Consider the following 14,430-nt stretch of genomic DNA (forward strand, 5'->3'; position numbering starts at 1 on the left):
CACCTCACGTCGTTAATCGACGTATTCCCCGTTCTTCACAGTCACGTCGCAGCGGAAGCCGAAGCGCTCGCGAAAACCTAGTGTGCTCTTGAAGCGGGTGCGGTCGTCACCTTTTGTTGCTACTACCCGTTTCGTCAGATCGAGCGCGTCGAGCATAAGGGCAATGAAGCACTCCGCTCCGGCATCACCATTTTGGAACACGTAGCCGAGTGCTTCGGCAGCAACCCAACGAACCCTGGCGGAACATTCTACTTTCTCGTCCTGGTCGGCAATATCGTCAAAGACCTCGCTAAGGTATTCTCCCGGCTCCATCGGGGCACAGAATCGCCCATATTTGAATTCCTCGGCGATCGAATCGAAGAGCTGGACTTCACGGGCTCCGACCAACGTCGGCTCGGTAGCTTTCACTTGCTCGACCAGCCAATCGATAAGTTCGACTTGATCCGTTATGGTGCGCACGACTTTCGTTGGATCTTTTGCCATGGGTTCTCCTAGATTTGCAGGTTGGGAAATTGGCTACATGCGACTCGTATGCGGCACAGCCCTTTACGCGTTGGGGATCTCATCGAAGGCCGCTGCTCGGATCTGGTAGGGAATGTTGGTCGTTCACCGGAAGCGACGGCGGCGGCGATTGTTGCCGCCCGATGCACTGCTGAGCTTCCGCAGTTGTCGCGGGAGCTTCACGCAGACAAGGATGCGGTGCGCTTCAGCCAAGGCCACGGGAGAGGAAATGACGACCTCGTCTCCTGCAACTTCGTCGGATGTCGTGAGGGTCAGGCCAGCGATGTCCGCCAGACGCTGTACGACCTCATGAAACTCGATTGGCTGCTCGAGGACGAGAAGCCGATGCATAAACTCTGCCAGCAACGGCAAGAGACTCTCGTTGCAGAGGAACGGTGCACTTGGCTGGGCAATGGTGGTGAGCGCTTCGCGAAGATAGTCTCCTGAAACTGCCGGAACGGGCAAGAACCCGACCTTATGGAGATGAGCGATCTCGTAATTGAGGAGATCCAGAACGCTGCCGGAAGCCTCAACGACGGGATCAGCGTTGACCGCCACATCGACGACCCAGTCGAGCAGCCTATCAGGGTCGATGATCACCTTCACCACGAACACGTTGCTGTTCATTGACAATTCTCCATACGAGTTTTCTGCTGGCAAAGCGCCGCGCTTAGACGTCGAGAAGTGGCGATCTGCGCGGTCGCTACGAGGACAGCGGTATTCGAAACGTGACATGGCGAGGACCGAGCAGCGGTTCGCCCTCCTTGGCAAAGAGCGAGACGTCGATGCTAACGCCGTGGCGGAGCTCGAACCCCTTCTTCGACTGAAGTCGCGTGTGTTCGCCGTCTTCCCAGAGCAGCAATTTGGTGCTCTTAGCGATGCCCCCGAGGAGGGTGAGAAGGGCATAGAGGTAGTGGACCCGAAGCTCCCGTGGATGGCGAACATCCCGCATGGTATTTGCAATCACGCCGACGAATTCCCCAACCTCGTTGCCGCATGACACAAGGCCGGCTTCCGGCTTCTCGACCCCGTCCAAAAGGGCTTGGATAAACTCGTCGTGCGATCCGTCAAAAAACCACCACCCTGTGGCTCCAAATGCTTCGATCATCTCGTCAAAGCGGCCGATCATGGGAGTGGGCATTTGTGTACGGGGCTTAGACAGCTTGCACTTATCGCCCAGCCAGTTGAAGAGCGCGGTTTGTGTAGTGATCTTCACCGGCTCTGCGGTTTTGATCTTCGGTTTGTCTGGAGGCGTTGTCATGTCACTTCCTTTCCGTTGTGGATGTTGGATGCGCAGCGCTTTACCGACCGGGAATTGGATTCCCGGCATCAGCAGTTTGGGTGATCAAACGTCAGGTATTTTGGGGATGAGACCCATCACAAGAGGGCGGGTCTCATCGGTCATCAAATGGCCCATCAGGGCGTAGTTGATGATGATATGACAGGGCTATAAGTGACCTATCGATGAACACATCAAAAACGGGCGATGAGTGAGTTGTTGATGAAGGCGGGGTAGTTGATGGGTTCAAAGGGGCAGTTGGTGATGGGTACATTACCTACTGCAAGCGCCCCTCATTCACGTCTCCGCATCCACCGTTGATAAGATTAAAACCCGCCCGCTCACCGTCTCCTTTTTCGCGGCACGACTCCTCCCCTCGACACCATCATCCCGCTCAAAAATGAACGGTCTCGCGGTCTCATCGTCATCATCCAGCGATCATGCTCAAGCAGAGCAGCGGCGGGCACATCGAAGGGCCGGCGGTTGGTGTTGCCGCGACCATCCAAAAAAGCTTCGCGCGTCCCCACTGTTGGCTTGAGGCTGTAGGCGATCGCGTTGGCGAGGTTGGTCACCCGCTCCACCGTGACCGGCCTGAAGGCGCGCCCGACCATGTCGGCCGGCGGTGCACGACGTGGCTTCAGTACCCGTCTAATCTCTTTGGCTTGCGCATCAACCGCGATCGCAAGGTGGATATGAGGTGCCCACCACTCACGACCGTCCCGCTCGCGATCGTAGGCCATATCTACGGCACCGACGATGCGAGCAGAGTTCCAGGTTTCCGGAGCTTCACGCAGGCGACGCCGCAAGCTCTGTATGAGCGCGCCGATCGAGAATCGGTTGAGGCGTCCAGGCCGCAGGAAATAGTGGGGATCGATGATGGTGACGAAGTATTGGTGGCCTTCCCCGCCCCTCACCAACCTCCGGCTCTGGCGCACGAGGCGGTTCAGCTCCTTGCGCTCGCCGAAAACACAGGCCGCCGAGCAGGTCTTGTGCGGACACTCGGACCCGCGGCAGCGCCTCAGATGGCTCCAACTCTGTTCGTCGACGCCGGCTAGGGAGAGCCTTTCGAGGCGCTCACCATGAACGTGAGCTAGTTCTTGAGGGCTCAGCACACACTGGACGCGTAGCCGTTGCAACGCTTCGGCGTCGCGGGCGGCATGAAGATCAAACTGCTGGGTTTGCCTAGTCATCCTGACCCTCCCGGTAGTTCCAGGGCGACTTCTCGTATGCGTCGGCCAAGCGACGGAGCAGCGTGGGCAGGGAGTCCGCGTTGGAGACGCGCGCCACCACACCGACGCGATTTTGGCTGGGTCCGTAGGCGATGACGTACTTGGGCACTGAGTTGTGCGTTCTGACAGCTACCCTGAGCTTGTAGCCGCTGTCTTCAGCGACGCGTCCTTCTGGGGCGCTCGGCATTTTCGCATCGGATTGTGCCCTGGGTTGGCCGACATCCCCATGAACGGCAGCGGTCCTTTTCGACTTGGCTGCTCGCTTCGCCCTGGTGGCTTTCTTGCAGTCGCCCAGTGTCGTGCTCGCCAACCAGGTTACGATCTGCTCAGGCTTGATCCCTTGATCATGCGCAGTTTCAAGAACGCAGGCGTAGTCTGAGCAAAGTGACTTTTCGCCTGTAGCCTCCGGCCGCGCAAAATATGTGATCGCGATGAGAGCGGCCTTTTCAAGATTGGGCTTTCGTTTGCGGGGCGGAAAAAAGGCGTCGGCGAGCACGTGCTCGACCGCTCTTTGACCACCAGCCTCCATCGCCAGAAACAGCCTGAACGGGGCAACGAAGGAGGCAAAGCGAGATCTCCAAGAGGGAAGCAACAGTTGTTCGTCGCGTCTAATGCGACACACTTCCATCGCCTTCACCAACTCTGGTGAGACGCTGACGGCCGCTACCGCTCCATCCGCATCGGTCAGGTCGTGCTGTTGGATCGGCACCGATGCTATTTCGGTTGCGCCGGAATAGGGCTGAATCGAACCGCGCTTGGCGTTTGCCAACAGCCCATTCGGCATCCTTTCTCCAGCGAAGATGCAGGTTCCTCCCAAGGTGAGGGGTCTAGCCGTAACAGGCATGTGTCACTCCGTTTCATAAATGATGGCCGGCGCCGGTTTCCGGCTGAGAAGGCGCAAAACGACCGCCCAGCCCTTCACGGACTGAGATCGTCGTCGCAGCGATGTTCAAAGACCCGCCCGCGAATCGCTCGTCGGCCGGTGGCCTAAGTCTTACTTGACTCAGAAAGTCTTTCGATAAGAGCCCTGACGTCCTGAACTTTCCATCCGTTCGTCCGAGGTCCGAGCTTGATCGGGCGTGGAAACTCTCCGGCTTCGACACGCGCCAGAAAGGCAGATCTCGAAATTGGGATCGGACCTCCCGGGCCAATGATGGCGGGTAGCCGAACGAAACCCTCGGCCGGTAGCGTTGATCCGAGCGAATTGTTGTTTCTGTCTGATGTCTCGTTCATTTGAGGCTCCGTTGTCGCCAAAAGATCTATCGACGAGAGCCGCAGTTGAATATTCTGCAAGTCGAGCTTGCACTATAAAAGGCGCTGCAAAATCCAATTGAATTTTCGCGATCCGCATCACCCGGAAAACTGGCGTCGGATATAATACTCTTCCTCAACCGAGAAGGGCGCGATCTCGAACCGGAGAGGCGGCACGGCTGGCAAGGCTTTCAACGCGTTCTGAGCCAATGAGTCGTCGCGCAGCCTGGAGAGAACTTCCTCGCCAACGTAACGGGCACGTCCGATTAATTCACCAATCAAAGTTGGCTTGCTCGCAAAGCGTTTTCCATCAAACATGGCGTCGATAAGTGTGCCATTAGCATACTCAATCGAACTCGCGCTGTACGCAATTGCTATGCTTTCCACGTGCCGAGCCCAATAACTCTTTAAAGATCTCGGTCCGGAAATCCAGTCAAAACCGGGTACACGCTGCCGAATATCCCCAGCGACCATTATAGCTCCGTTCAAGCTCGGCCTTCTTCCACCGTGTGATGATATTTTCTCAGCGACAAACTGCAATATTCGTATGACATAAATTAGATTCCTAACGGCATTTTTATTTCTACGCAACGAACGTAAGTGCGATTGTCGAGCGCTTGTCTTGTGAAAAGCTGCAGCACCGCCGATCGGATAGTATATCTCCTCGAAGAAATGTATTCCAATTTCCTGGTATCTGGCTAACAGGTCGATCGCCAGCCTGACCCTTGAGAATTCACCAATCAGCCTGGATTCTCCCTTGACCATTTAGCTGATGGCGGCCAATGCAATTGCATTTCGACGTAGCCGCAACTTGTCCGGTCTGATTATCCAAGCTGTATAGCCTTGCAACGCGGTTTCTTTCAGGCCAAAGAACGCGCGCCGTTTGTCTAGAAGAACTTCGGCTACCGAGACTGGGTCGAACACTTCCCATACAGAGTCTCGAAAGTTGAATTCTTCAATCGGCAGTTCTGGACTCTGTTGCCGTTTAAGTTCCGCATCAAATTTCAGCCAGACTTCTGCGGCCTTAGCTCGACTATCTGGTCGTTTCATGGTGCCGTGCCGACTACCCTGTTAGCCTACCTGCTCCAAATCGTAGCACGGGCGTGTTGGGTCCGCATGTCGCGATTCCACGCTTTACATCGCCCCAAAGCGACGAATTCAACAGTGTTTTAATATGGGGGCATTGTAGGGGGTATTTTGATTTTCCGCTTGAAAATTTCGCTTATATTATAGCTGGAAGTTAGTGCTGTTAGGTGCCCGCAAGCGGCACCATTCCTCCTCCATTTTTGTCGTCTGTCTGCCCCTTCGCAGCTGGTGCAAAGGATTGCGGCGCCGGCCTGGCAGATCTGCCATTGTCGAGACACCGGTTTGGTGTGAAAATCATGGCCTCAGCATGGGAGGTCAAAAATGCCCAACAATTTCAAGACCGGAGACGTCGTCAGGCTGAAATCCGGAGGTCCCAGGATGACGATCAGCGATGGGGCAGCCTCGGGCATGTATCTGTGCCACTGGTTCAATCGCGAGGGCGAGGTGTGGACCCCGCAACATGCCGGGTTCAAGCCGGAACAACTGATTGCGGCGGACCAGTCGGACTAGAGTTCCTTCCATCCCGATCGAGTCGGGATGGGCACCCTCTTTTGTCCGGGCGTGAACGGATCAGCAGGCGCGACCGACGGATTTTCCGGGTCGCGGCGTTTAACGGTTGAAGCGCGATGGCGGCACAAGCCGTCTGCGTCGCGCCAACCTGGAGAGACGCACAACATGATCAACCGTTCGATTCGTTGCCTTGAGTTTGCAGGCCGTTGCGGCTCTCGCCCAGGCAACGACGCCGCCTGCACCGCCGACCGCCGCGCCACTTGCCGCGCCAGGCGCCTCGGTGGCCAGGTCCGACATCACGCTGGCCAAAATTCCAGAAGCGGCGCGAAAAGGCGATCATGGCGGCCGACACGGATGGCGACGGCAAGATCAGCCTGCTGGAATGGGAGGCCTTTCAGACGAAGCGCAACGTCAAGGGCGACGCCGCCAAATCCTTCGCGCGGATCGATTCCAACCATGACGGCTTCATCGACCGCGCCGAACTCGATGCCTTCTTCGCCAGGCGCTTTGCAAGGCTGGACAAGAATGCCGACGGCATTCTGACGGCCGACGAACTGCCGGGCCATAAAACCGCTCCCAAGCCGGGGCAATGACCAAGAGGCAATGACGCGCGATGAATATCGGGAGTGCGCCGACTGATGGCTGCGGATCCGGACGAGGAGCTGGTTCGCCGTGTTGGCGCCGGCGAGCCCGCAGCCGTGCAAACCCTCGTCGCGCGCAAGCTGCCGCGTATCCTGGCGCTTGCCGTGCGCATGCTCGGCGATGCGGCGGAGGCCGAGGATGTCGCGCAGGAAACCTTCGTGCGGATCTGGCGCCATGCCGCGAGCTGGCGGCGCGGCAATGCGCGCTTCGACAGCTGGACCCACCGGGTGACGCTCAACCTTTGCTACGACCGGCTGCGTCGCAGGCGCGAGTGGGTGACCGGCGACCTGCCGGACGTGGTCGACCCTGCGGCACTTCCCGACGCCCCTCGCCAGGAGGACGCGCTTCGGGTCGAACGGGCGCTGCAAGCCATAGCGCCGCGCCAGCGCGAAGCGATCGTTCTGGTCTACTATCAGGAGATGTCCAATATCGAGGCGGCAGCGACCTTGCAGATCAGCGTCGATGCCCTGGAAAGCCTGCTTGCGCGCGGCCGGCGGTCGCTGCAGGCGATCCTGGCGGGGGATGGCACCGATGAGTAAGCGCCGGGCAAGCACCAACGCACCATTGCGCCTTGCTGGTGCCGCCTGGCGCTCGGCGCCGACGGGCAAGGGGGAGACACATGGCTGAAGGATCCAGGAACGAACCCGCAATGGATGCCAGGCGCTTTGCCGTCTTGGCCCAGGCCTATGGCGGCGACTTGCGGCGATGGCCCGCGGCTGAGCGAATGGCCGGCACGGTCTTTGCCGCGAGCGGCGCGGGCAAGGCCATCTTGAGGCAGGCCGGAACACTTGACGCGCTGCTCGACAGCTACCGCGTCGACGCCCCGGACAAGGCACTGCACGGCAGCATCTTGCAGGCTGCCGGCCGGCACCTCGTCCAGCGCCGGCGTCAGCGGTTCTGGTGGCTGGGACTTGGACTTGCCGGCATTGGTCTGGCCGGCGCCGTGGCAGGGCTGGCCCTGGTGACCATCGTCACGCCGGAGGTCCAGCCCGACCATACTGTGCTGGATGCCAATGTGACGGCGTTTGGTGATGCCGGCCCCGCTGCCGAGAACGGTGAGGAAAGCCTATGAGCACGCGCTGGGTCCGTGGTCTGGTCATTGCTTCCGTGGTGCTGAACGTCTTTCTTGCCGGCGCATTTGTCGGTGGTGCGGTCTGGCTGAGAAATGCCAAATCGGGTGTCTCGCTGGAATCGGCCGGCCGACAACTTCCCGACCAGGATCGCAAGGCGTTCCGCGAGGCGCTGCGCCAGGTTCGCGTGCAGTCCCGTCAGATCATTCTCGATGGCCAGCAGGCCAGGCAGCAGGCAGCGGACCTGCTGCAACAGCCTGTCATGGACAAGGCCGCCTTGTCCGCCGCCCTGGAGCGGGCACGCAACGCCGACGCGACGGTTCGCACCCGGCTCGAGCAGGCCATTGTCGACTTCGCGGCGAACACATCACCCGAAAACCGGAGCGTGCTGGCACAGGCATTGCTGCGCCATATGGAACGCCGCGCTGCCGTTGCGCCGAAAAAATCGCCATGACGACCGACGGAAAATGCTCGAGACGCCGTTTAACGAAGAGAAGGGACAAGCCTGCCCGATCGCACCGTGCCGGGCGGCCATCTTCAAACTCGAATGCACTCGGAGCCCAATTATGAGTCGCCTGAAAAACTATGCAGCAGCCGCTATCCTGGCGGTCAGTGGAACTGTCGTGACCGCCACCGCGTCCAGCGCAATGCCCATCGTGTCCGTTGCCCAGCCGGCCGCCCTGGTCGAGCATGTCCGCTGGGGTTGCGGCATCGGCTGGCACCCGAACCGATGGGGCCGTTGCGTGCCGAACGGCGTCGTCATCGTGCGCCCGCGCTACCACTACTGGCACGCTCCGGTCTATGGCTGGCACCCGCACCATCACTGGCGCCGCTGGCACCATTACTGATCAAAGCACCGCGGGGTCAGGCACCTGGCCCCGCGTCAGCGCCGGCGCACGGGCAATCCTGTCAGCCAGCCCGGAGTTAAGGTTAGCGCCGCTCCAATCCGTGGACGCCCGCTAGATATCTCAGCTGATTGGGTCCGGCCCCAGCGTCGCCACCGTCTTCAGCGCGCCGTCGAGCATGTCGCCCTTCTCGTCCTTCAGCGCCATCTCGCGCAGGCGGCGGATCCAGTCGGCGGCGTCCGTCCGGCCCTTGACCAGGTCGAGCGCCGACAGCACGCGGTCGAATTTCGACTGTGCCCGGACATGGGTGTCGCTGTAGCCCTTGATCAGCCGGCGGCAATTGAGGATCTCGACGGCCAGTGCGTAGTCCTGGGGCACATGGTCGAGAGCCAGCGCGTACCAGCGATCGAGATGCGCGACCTCGACCTTGTGGCGCAGCAGACTGCGACGCCAGCGGCGCAGGCCGCCGATGAACCACAAAGCCGCAAAGCCGGCAAAACTGTCGGTGCGGATGCGGCGGCCATGGTTGATGCGGCGGTCGAGAAAGGCGGCGAGCTTCGGCCGTTCCTCGATGTAGCTGCCCAGTCCCGCCGGCAGCGTGCCGCAGAACTCCTCGATGCGCGGGTGGAAATATTCGGTCACCTGCAGGATCGAGCCGTCCTTGACGCCGACCTCGCGGCGCACACGTTTGCCGCGCGTCGAGCGCGTCTTGAGATCGGCGACGCGGATCATATCGTCGTAGCATAGCGCGTTGGCCAGATGCTTGGCGGCGGCGATGGACAAGCCATAGCCCTGAAGCGGCCCGTCCAGCGCGACGGCCTTGTCCAACCGGTCGAGATACTCGCACCCATAGGCGATGTCCTGATAGTCGACGACCTTTCTCAAGCCCCGAAGTGCCATGTCGCGCACGGCTACCGGCAACAGGTCGATGCGGGCAGCCAAGGCCTGCCAGCCCTGCAGCAGGTTTTGCGGGCCACTCACCTGTCCTGTGCCCAAGGCAGATTCGACCATCGCGGGCTCGGCCGGCTTCGGCGCCGGCGCTGCCGTGCCGCGCGCGCGGTCAAACGCAGCGCCGAAGGCAGCGAGGCTGGCCTTGACGCCCCGGCCGCCGGCACCGATCGCCTGTTCGTAGCTCTCGCGGGTGAAGGGCAGCGCATCGGACCCCGCCAGCGCGCCAAGCAGGCTGGCCGAGATCATCGAGCCATTGTCGGCTGCGATCTTCTCCATGTCGAAAGCGATGAAGCGCTTCGATGCGGCTTCCGCCGTCGCATGCACCTTGGAGGACGAAGCCCGGCCATCGCCCGGTTCGATCTTTTCCGACACGGCGGCGATGCGGTGCGACGAGGCAATCAGCGTGGTCCGGTCGGGCGTGACGAAGCCGCGAATGATGGCACGGCCGGCTTCCATCAATTCGGCGGCGATCAGGATGTCGACGTCGCCCTGCGACGGCGACAGCGCGAAGACCGGCAGCCGGCCGGTGTCGCGGGCCATCTCGACATAATAGATGGTGGCGCCGGTACGCTGGGCGACGCCGGCGACCGAGGTCGATTGCCCAACATAGCCGTTGCGCTCGGCGACAGCGGTGATCCAGTCGGCGAGCACGCCACCGCCTTGGCCGCCGACCGCCAGCACGGCGAGCTTGATGACACGCTCGCTATCCTGAGCGCCGGCGCGGGCGCGAAGTGGGGGGACGGCGTCAAGCATCGGCGAAGGTCAGGCGCCGGCTTTCGCGGCGGCGTTGCAACAGGCTGATGGTGGCCCGGCGCGCGGCTTCCAGGAAGCGATCCCAGCGGCTCGGATTGTGCACGACATCGGCGCGGTAGAAGGATGGGCAGAGCACCGCCGCATCGGCGACGTCGCCACAATTGCCGCAGCCAACGCAGCTCTGGTCGATATGAGCGACCGGATCGTCGCGCAGCGGATCGTCTGTTGACTTGACCGACAGCGAGGGACAGCCGGACAGCCGCATGCAGGCATGGTCGCCCGTGCAGATGTCCTCATCGACGCCGAATTTCGGTTTCACCACACGCTCGCCGCCCTTGATCGCCTTGTCGACCAGCGGCTTTTCGCGGCGCTGCCGGTTGAGCATGCATTCGGACGAAGCGACGATGACCTTCGGCCCTTTCTCCTCCGTCGTCAGTGCTTCGCGCAGCGTGTCCTGCACCTTGGTCACGTCATAGGTGCGGTCGACATGGCGCAGCCATTTGACGCCCATGCCTTTGACCGCCTCGGTGATCGGGTGCTTCGTCGACTTGGTCTTGTTGCCGGCGCGCGATGACAGGATGTCCTGCCCACCCGTGGCCGCCGAATAAAAATTGTCGACGATGACGATGACGCCGTCGTTCTTGTTGAACACCGCATTGCCGATCGAGGAGGTCAGGCCATTGTGCCAGAAACCGCCATCGCCGACGAAGGAGATCGAACGGCGCTTGGCATCGGGCGAGTTGAAGGCTGAGGCAGAGGCCGGACCCAGGCCATAGCCCATGGTGGTGGCACCGAGCTCGAAGGGCGGCATGATCGAGAACAGATGGCAGCCTATGTCGGAGGCTATGTGGTGCTTGCCGAGCTCCTGCTCGACCAGCTTGGTCGCGGCAAAGATCGGCCGTTCCGGGCAGCCGATGCAGAAGCCCGGCGGACGGCCCGGCACGACATTGATCAGATCGGCTGCGTCGACGCCGTCACCGACCTTGTTGGGCGCGCGCACTTCGCCGGGCAGCAGATGCGGCGCCTCGGCGCGCAGGAAGGCGCCGATGCCGTCAAGCATGACCTGGCCGGTATATTCGCCGGCCATCGGCAGGTACTCCTTGCCGACCAGCCTGGTGCCGCGACCGGCCTTGTGCAGCATCGAAGCAAAGGCCTGTTCGATGTAGTTGGGCTGGCCTTCCTCGACGACCAGCACCGCCTGCTTGCCCTCGCAGAACGACAGGAACTCGTCATCGATCAGCGGATAGACGGCGTTGAGCACATAGAGCGGCACGTCGGTGTCGCCATAAATGTCGGCAAGGCCGAGCCGCTGCAGCGCGCGGATGACCGAATTGTACATGCCGCCCTGCAGGACGATGCCGACCGAACCATGATCCGAGCCGAAGAACTCGTTGATCTTGTTCTTGGCGATGAAGTCCACCGCCGCCGGCCAGCGCTTCTGCACCTTCTCCTTCTCATGCAGGAAGGACGCTGGCGGCAGCACGATGCGGCCGGTGTCGCGGCGCGGCGCGTCGAGCGCATCGGCGACGGTCATCGGCGGCCGCTTGTTGTCCTTGGCGATGAAATGGCCATGCACGTGGCAGCAGCGGATGCGCACCTGCAGCATGACCGGCGTGTTGGAAATCTCGGACAGTTCGAAACCATCCTCCACCGCCTTGACGATCGACGGCAGATTGGGTCGCGGGTCGAGCAGCCAGACCTGGCTTTTCATGGCGAAGGCATGGCTGCGCTCCTGCATGATCGAGGAGCCTTCGCCATAGTCCTCGCCGACAATGATCAGCGCGCCGCCGGTGACGCCGCCGGAGGCGAGGTTGGCCAGCGCATCGGAGGCGACATTGGTGCCGACCGTCGATTTGAAGGTGGCGGCGCCGCGGATGGGATAATGCACTGACGCCGCCAGCATGGCGGTGGCGGTGGCTTCCGAAGCGCTGGCTTCGAAATGCACGCCGAGTTCGCCCAGAATGTCCTGCGCGTCGGCCAGCACGTCCATCAGGTGACTGATCGGAGCGCCCTGATAGCCGCCGACATAGCCGACGCCGCATTGCAGCAGCGCCTTGGTGATGGCGAGGATGCCTTCGCCGGCAAATTCCTCGCCGGCGCCGAGCCGAAGCTTTTCGACTTCCCTGGCAAAAGAGCGTTCGGCCATTTTTCAATCCTTCCGTTGCCGCCCTGCGCTGGCGGCGCGTAGGTCTATCTGCTTGAGCATGACCTCTTCCGAAAACCGGGATCCACTTTTCGGGGTCATGTTAGATGTCGTGCTTGCGAATGTTCTTCAGCATCTTCAAAAGCGTGGCGATGAGTGCGGAATATTCGGCGTCGTTGATATCGTCGAACATCGCCTCGAAGGCGTCATGCATGGCCGGCCAGGCGCGCGCGAACTCGGCGCGGCCCTCGTCGGTCAGGAACACATGGCGGATGCGGCTGTCGGTGACACCCTGTTCGCGCCGTACCAGGCCCTGGCCCTCCAGTGAGTCGAGCGTCCGGCTCAAGGTCGATTGCTCGATGACCGTATAGACCGAGAGGTCGTTGACGGTGATGCCGTCGGTGACCGACAGCACGGCCAGCGTGCGGACCTGCGGAATGGTCAGGCCTTGCTTGCGGAAATCGTCGCGCAAAGTGGCGTTGTAGCGGCCCATGATGCGGTTCATCAGATAGGGCGCGAATTGCTGCAGGCCGATCTGCCCCAGGGTCGAAATGCGCTGGCGCTTCTCAGTGACCTTCTCTTCCATTACAGCCTCCCCGCCAGGAGAAAGCCGGAACCGCCGCCAAGGCCCGCGCCCGGGTGGGTCGAGGCGCCGATATGGTAGAGGCCCTTGATGCCGGTCTGATGGTTGCGGCTGGTCTTGAACGGCCGCCAAAGGAAGGACTGGTCGATGGTCGAGGAACCGCCATAGGGATCGCCGCCGATCAGATTGATGTTCATCGCCTCGAGATCGGCCGGCGAATAGGCGCGCCGCGCAATGACGCTGTCCTTGAAGCCCTCGATATGGCTGGCGAGGATCGCTTCAGCGCGATCGGCATAGGCTTCGCGCAGCACATCGGTCCATTGCCCGTCCGCTGGTGCCTGCAGCTTGCCGGCGGCGTCGCCCTTGATGTGGCGAGGCGCCTCGGGCAGTTGCAGCCAGAGGACCGCCTTGCCTTCCGGGCAGCGCGACGGGTCGAGCGCATGCGGCTGGCCGACACAGATGGTCGGCACCTCCGGCAGCATACCGCGCGCCGCCTCGTTGCAGGCTTTGGAGACGCCATCCAGCCCAGGCGTCAGATGCAGCAGTGCCACCTTGTCCAGGCCTTCGCCCCGCCATGCTGGCGATTTGTCCAGGGCGTAGTGGATCTGGAAATTGCCTTTGCCGTAGCGGTATTTCCGCGTCGCCTCGACATCGGCTTTGGGAGCATCCGCGCCAAGCAGCCTGCCATAGAGCTGCGTCGGCGTGACCGAGCAGATGACGCCCTTATTGGCCGTGATTGTCTCACCCGAGGCCAGCAGCACGCCGGTTGCCCGGCCATTGCTTTGAACGATCGAAGCGACGTCGGCGCCGGTGCGGATGTCGCCGCCGCGTTCCCGGATCAAAGCCTCGAAGGCCGCCAGCAGGTTTTTTGCCCCGCCCTTGACGATCGGCGCGCCCGCCGCCTCAAGCGCGAAGGCGATAACCCTGGCGATCTGGCCGGAGAACGCATCTTCAGGGCCTAATCCAGCATGCAGTACCCAGGGCGCCCACAGCGCACGGATGGTTTCAGACTGGTAGGTGCTTTCGAGCCAGCCGCGCGCCGGCACGAGCGCTTCGCCGAGAAAGGCGGCAAGGCCACGCGGGCCCCGCCGCCAGCCATCACCGGCAAGCAGCTTCGCTGTCGGGTAAGACCACAGGCTGCCGCCGAGCAGGCCGAAAAGCAGGCCGGCATTGCGCTCGATGCCGCCGACATCATCCGCGTGCCGGTCACCCTCGCCTGCCGCGATCGCATTAAGGGCGACGACGTTGGCGGCACGGTCGGTGGCGAGCACGGCATGGCTGCCGTCCGGCCGCAGCACGCCGGTCGGCGTGCCCGTGTGGCAGAACTCCAGCCCGTGGCGCGCGAGGTCGGCGCCCAGTGCCGCAAAGGCCGGCGAGGTGATGAACAGCACGAAGGTCGTCGCCATCACATCATGGATGAAGCCGGGCGCGGTGATCTCCTCGGTGCGCAGGCAGCCGCCGATGCGGTCGTTGCGCTCCAGGACGAGCACACGCGCCCCTTTGCCGCCGAGCATCGCCGCGCAGACCAGCGCGTTGATACCGCTGCCGACGATGATGTGATCCGGCTGGGTCACGGCAAACGCTTTC

At 61.8% G+C, this 14,430-nt stretch carries 18 protein-coding genes; 6 read left to right on the top strand and 12 right to left on the bottom strand.

The genetic code is table 11. From position 1 onward, the window contains the following. Window positions 1-12: 12 nt before the first annotated feature. The 8 genes from EJ079_RS03090 to EJ079_RS03125 form a co-directional block, all read right to left on the bottom strand. A complete protein-coding gene (locus EJ079_RS03090) occupies window positions 13-483 on the bottom strand; it encodes a hypothetical protein (protein WP_127808041.1) in 471 nt (156 codons plus the stop codon). A 123-nt stretch (window positions 484-606) separates the two neighbouring features. Continuing rightward, complete coding sequence (locus EJ079_RS03095) at window positions 607-1,128, bottom strand: hypothetical protein (RefSeq protein WP_127808042.1); 522 nt, start codon at window positions 1,126-1,128, stop codon at window positions 607-609. Window positions 1,129-1,204: 76 nt separating this feature from the next. Next, window positions 1,205-1,762 (bottom strand): hypothetical protein, encoded by a 558-nt coding sequence (locus EJ079_RS03100; RefSeq protein WP_127808043.1) that lies wholly within the window; start codon window positions 1,760-1,762, stop codon window positions 1,205-1,207. Window positions 1,763-2,121: 359 nt separating this feature from the next. Next, window positions 2,122-2,970, bottom strand: a complete 849-nt coding sequence (locus tag EJ079_RS03105) for a hypothetical protein (protein ID WP_127808044.1) — start codon at window positions 2,968-2,970, stop codon at window positions 2,122-2,124. Continuing rightward, window positions 2,963-3,793 (bottom strand): hypothetical protein, encoded by an 831-nt coding sequence (locus tag EJ079_RS03110; RefSeq protein WP_127808045.1) that lies wholly within the window; start codon window positions 3,791-3,793, stop codon window positions 2,963-2,965. The genes EJ079_RS03105 and EJ079_RS03110 overlap by 8 nt, the downstream gene beginning before the upstream one ends. A gap of 203 nt (window positions 3,794-3,996) precedes the next feature. After that, complete coding sequence (locus tag EJ079_RS03115) at window positions 3,997-4,242, bottom strand: AlpA family phage regulatory protein (protein ID WP_127808046.1); 246 nt, start codon at window positions 4,240-4,242, stop codon at window positions 3,997-3,999. A gap of 117 nt (window positions 4,243-4,359) precedes the next feature. Further along, a complete protein-coding gene (locus EJ079_RS03120) occupies window positions 4,360-4,734 on the bottom strand; it encodes a hypothetical protein (protein ID WP_127808047.1) in 375 nt (124 codons plus the stop codon). A 291-nt stretch (window positions 4,735-5,025) separates the two neighbouring features. Further along, window positions 5,026-5,310 carry a hypothetical protein gene (locus EJ079_RS03125; protein ID WP_127808048.1) on the bottom strand — a complete coding sequence of 95 codons (285 nt, stop codon included), beginning with the start codon at window positions 5,308-5,310 and terminating at the stop codon, window positions 5,026-5,028. 357 nt (window positions 5,311-5,667) lie between these two features. On the opposite strand from EJ079_RS03125, the gene EJ079_RS03130 reads away from it, so the two are divergent. The 6 genes from EJ079_RS03130 to EJ079_RS03155 all read left to right on the top strand — a co-directional run bounded on the left by EJ079_RS03130 (window position 5,668) and on the right by EJ079_RS03155 (window position 8,416). Continuing rightward, a complete protein-coding gene (locus EJ079_RS03130; protein WP_023811455.1) occupies window positions 5,668-5,856 on the top strand; it encodes a DUF2158 domain-containing protein in 189 nt (62 codons plus the stop codon). 338 nt (window positions 5,857-6,194) lie between these two features. After that, complete coding sequence (locus EJ079_RS33710; protein WP_245481809.1) at window positions 6,195-6,449, top strand: hypothetical protein; 255 nt, start codon at window positions 6,195-6,197, stop codon at window positions 6,447-6,449. A 45-nt stretch (window positions 6,450-6,494) separates the two neighbouring features. Then, window positions 6,495-7,037 carry an RNA polymerase sigma factor gene (locus EJ079_RS03140; RefSeq protein WP_127808049.1) on the top strand — a complete coding sequence of 181 codons (543 nt, stop codon included), beginning with the start codon at window positions 6,495-6,497 and terminating at the stop codon, window positions 7,035-7,037. 80 nt (window positions 7,038-7,117) lie between these two features. Further along, a complete protein-coding gene (locus EJ079_RS03145; protein ID WP_127808050.1) occupies window positions 7,118-7,570 on the top strand; it encodes a hypothetical protein in 453 nt (150 codons plus the stop codon). Continuing rightward, window positions 7,567-8,022 carry a periplasmic heavy metal sensor gene (locus tag EJ079_RS03150; RefSeq protein ID WP_127808051.1) on the top strand — a complete coding sequence of 152 codons (456 nt, stop codon included), beginning with the start codon at window positions 7,567-7,569 and terminating at the stop codon, window positions 8,020-8,022. The genes EJ079_RS03145 and EJ079_RS03150 overlap by 4 nt, the downstream gene beginning before the upstream one ends. A 112-nt stretch (window positions 8,023-8,134) precedes the next feature. After that, window positions 8,135-8,416: a hypothetical protein gene (locus EJ079_RS03155; protein ID WP_127808052.1), complete on the top strand. Its 282-nt coding sequence runs from the start codon at window positions 8,135-8,137 to the stop codon at window positions 8,414-8,416. Between the two features lie 120 nt (window positions 8,417-8,536). Here the strand turns inward: EJ079_RS03155 and EJ079_RS03160 are convergent, their stop codons facing one another. The 4 genes from EJ079_RS03160 to EJ079_RS03175 form a co-directional block, all read right to left on the bottom strand. Further along, the gene (locus EJ079_RS03160; RefSeq protein WP_127808053.1) at window positions 8,537-10,117 is read right to left on the bottom strand and encodes an indolepyruvate oxidoreductase subunit beta family protein; all 1,581 of its coding nucleotides are present in this window, start codon (window positions 10,115-10,117) and stop codon (window positions 8,537-8,539) included. Continuing rightward, on the bottom strand, window positions 10,110-12,263 hold the full coding sequence (locus EJ079_RS03165; RefSeq protein ID WP_127808054.1) for an indolepyruvate ferredoxin oxidoreductase subunit alpha: 2,154 nt from the start codon (window positions 12,261-12,263) through the stop codon (window positions 10,110-10,112). The genes EJ079_RS03160 and EJ079_RS03165 overlap by 8 nt, the downstream gene beginning before the upstream one ends. A gap of 100 nt (window positions 12,264-12,363) precedes the next feature. Beyond that, window positions 12,364-12,846 carry a MarR family transcriptional regulator gene (locus EJ079_RS03170; RefSeq protein WP_127808055.1) on the bottom strand — a complete coding sequence of 161 codons (483 nt, stop codon included), beginning with the start codon at window positions 12,844-12,846 and terminating at the stop codon, window positions 12,364-12,366. Beyond that, on the bottom strand, window positions 12,846-14,417 hold the full coding sequence (locus EJ079_RS03175) for an NAD(P)/FAD-dependent oxidoreductase (RefSeq protein ID WP_127808056.1): 1,572 nt from the start codon (window positions 14,415-14,417) through the stop codon (window positions 12,846-12,848). Before EJ079_RS03175 ends, EJ079_RS03170 begins: the two co-directional genes overlap by 1 nt. Window positions 14,418-14,430: the final 13 nt, after the last annotated feature.

Source organism: Mesorhizobium sp. M7A.F.Ce.TU.012.03.2.1 (assembly GCF_004006095.1).
Taxonomy (GTDB): domain Bacteria; phylum Pseudomonadota; class Alphaproteobacteria; order Rhizobiales; family Rhizobiaceae; genus Mesorhizobium.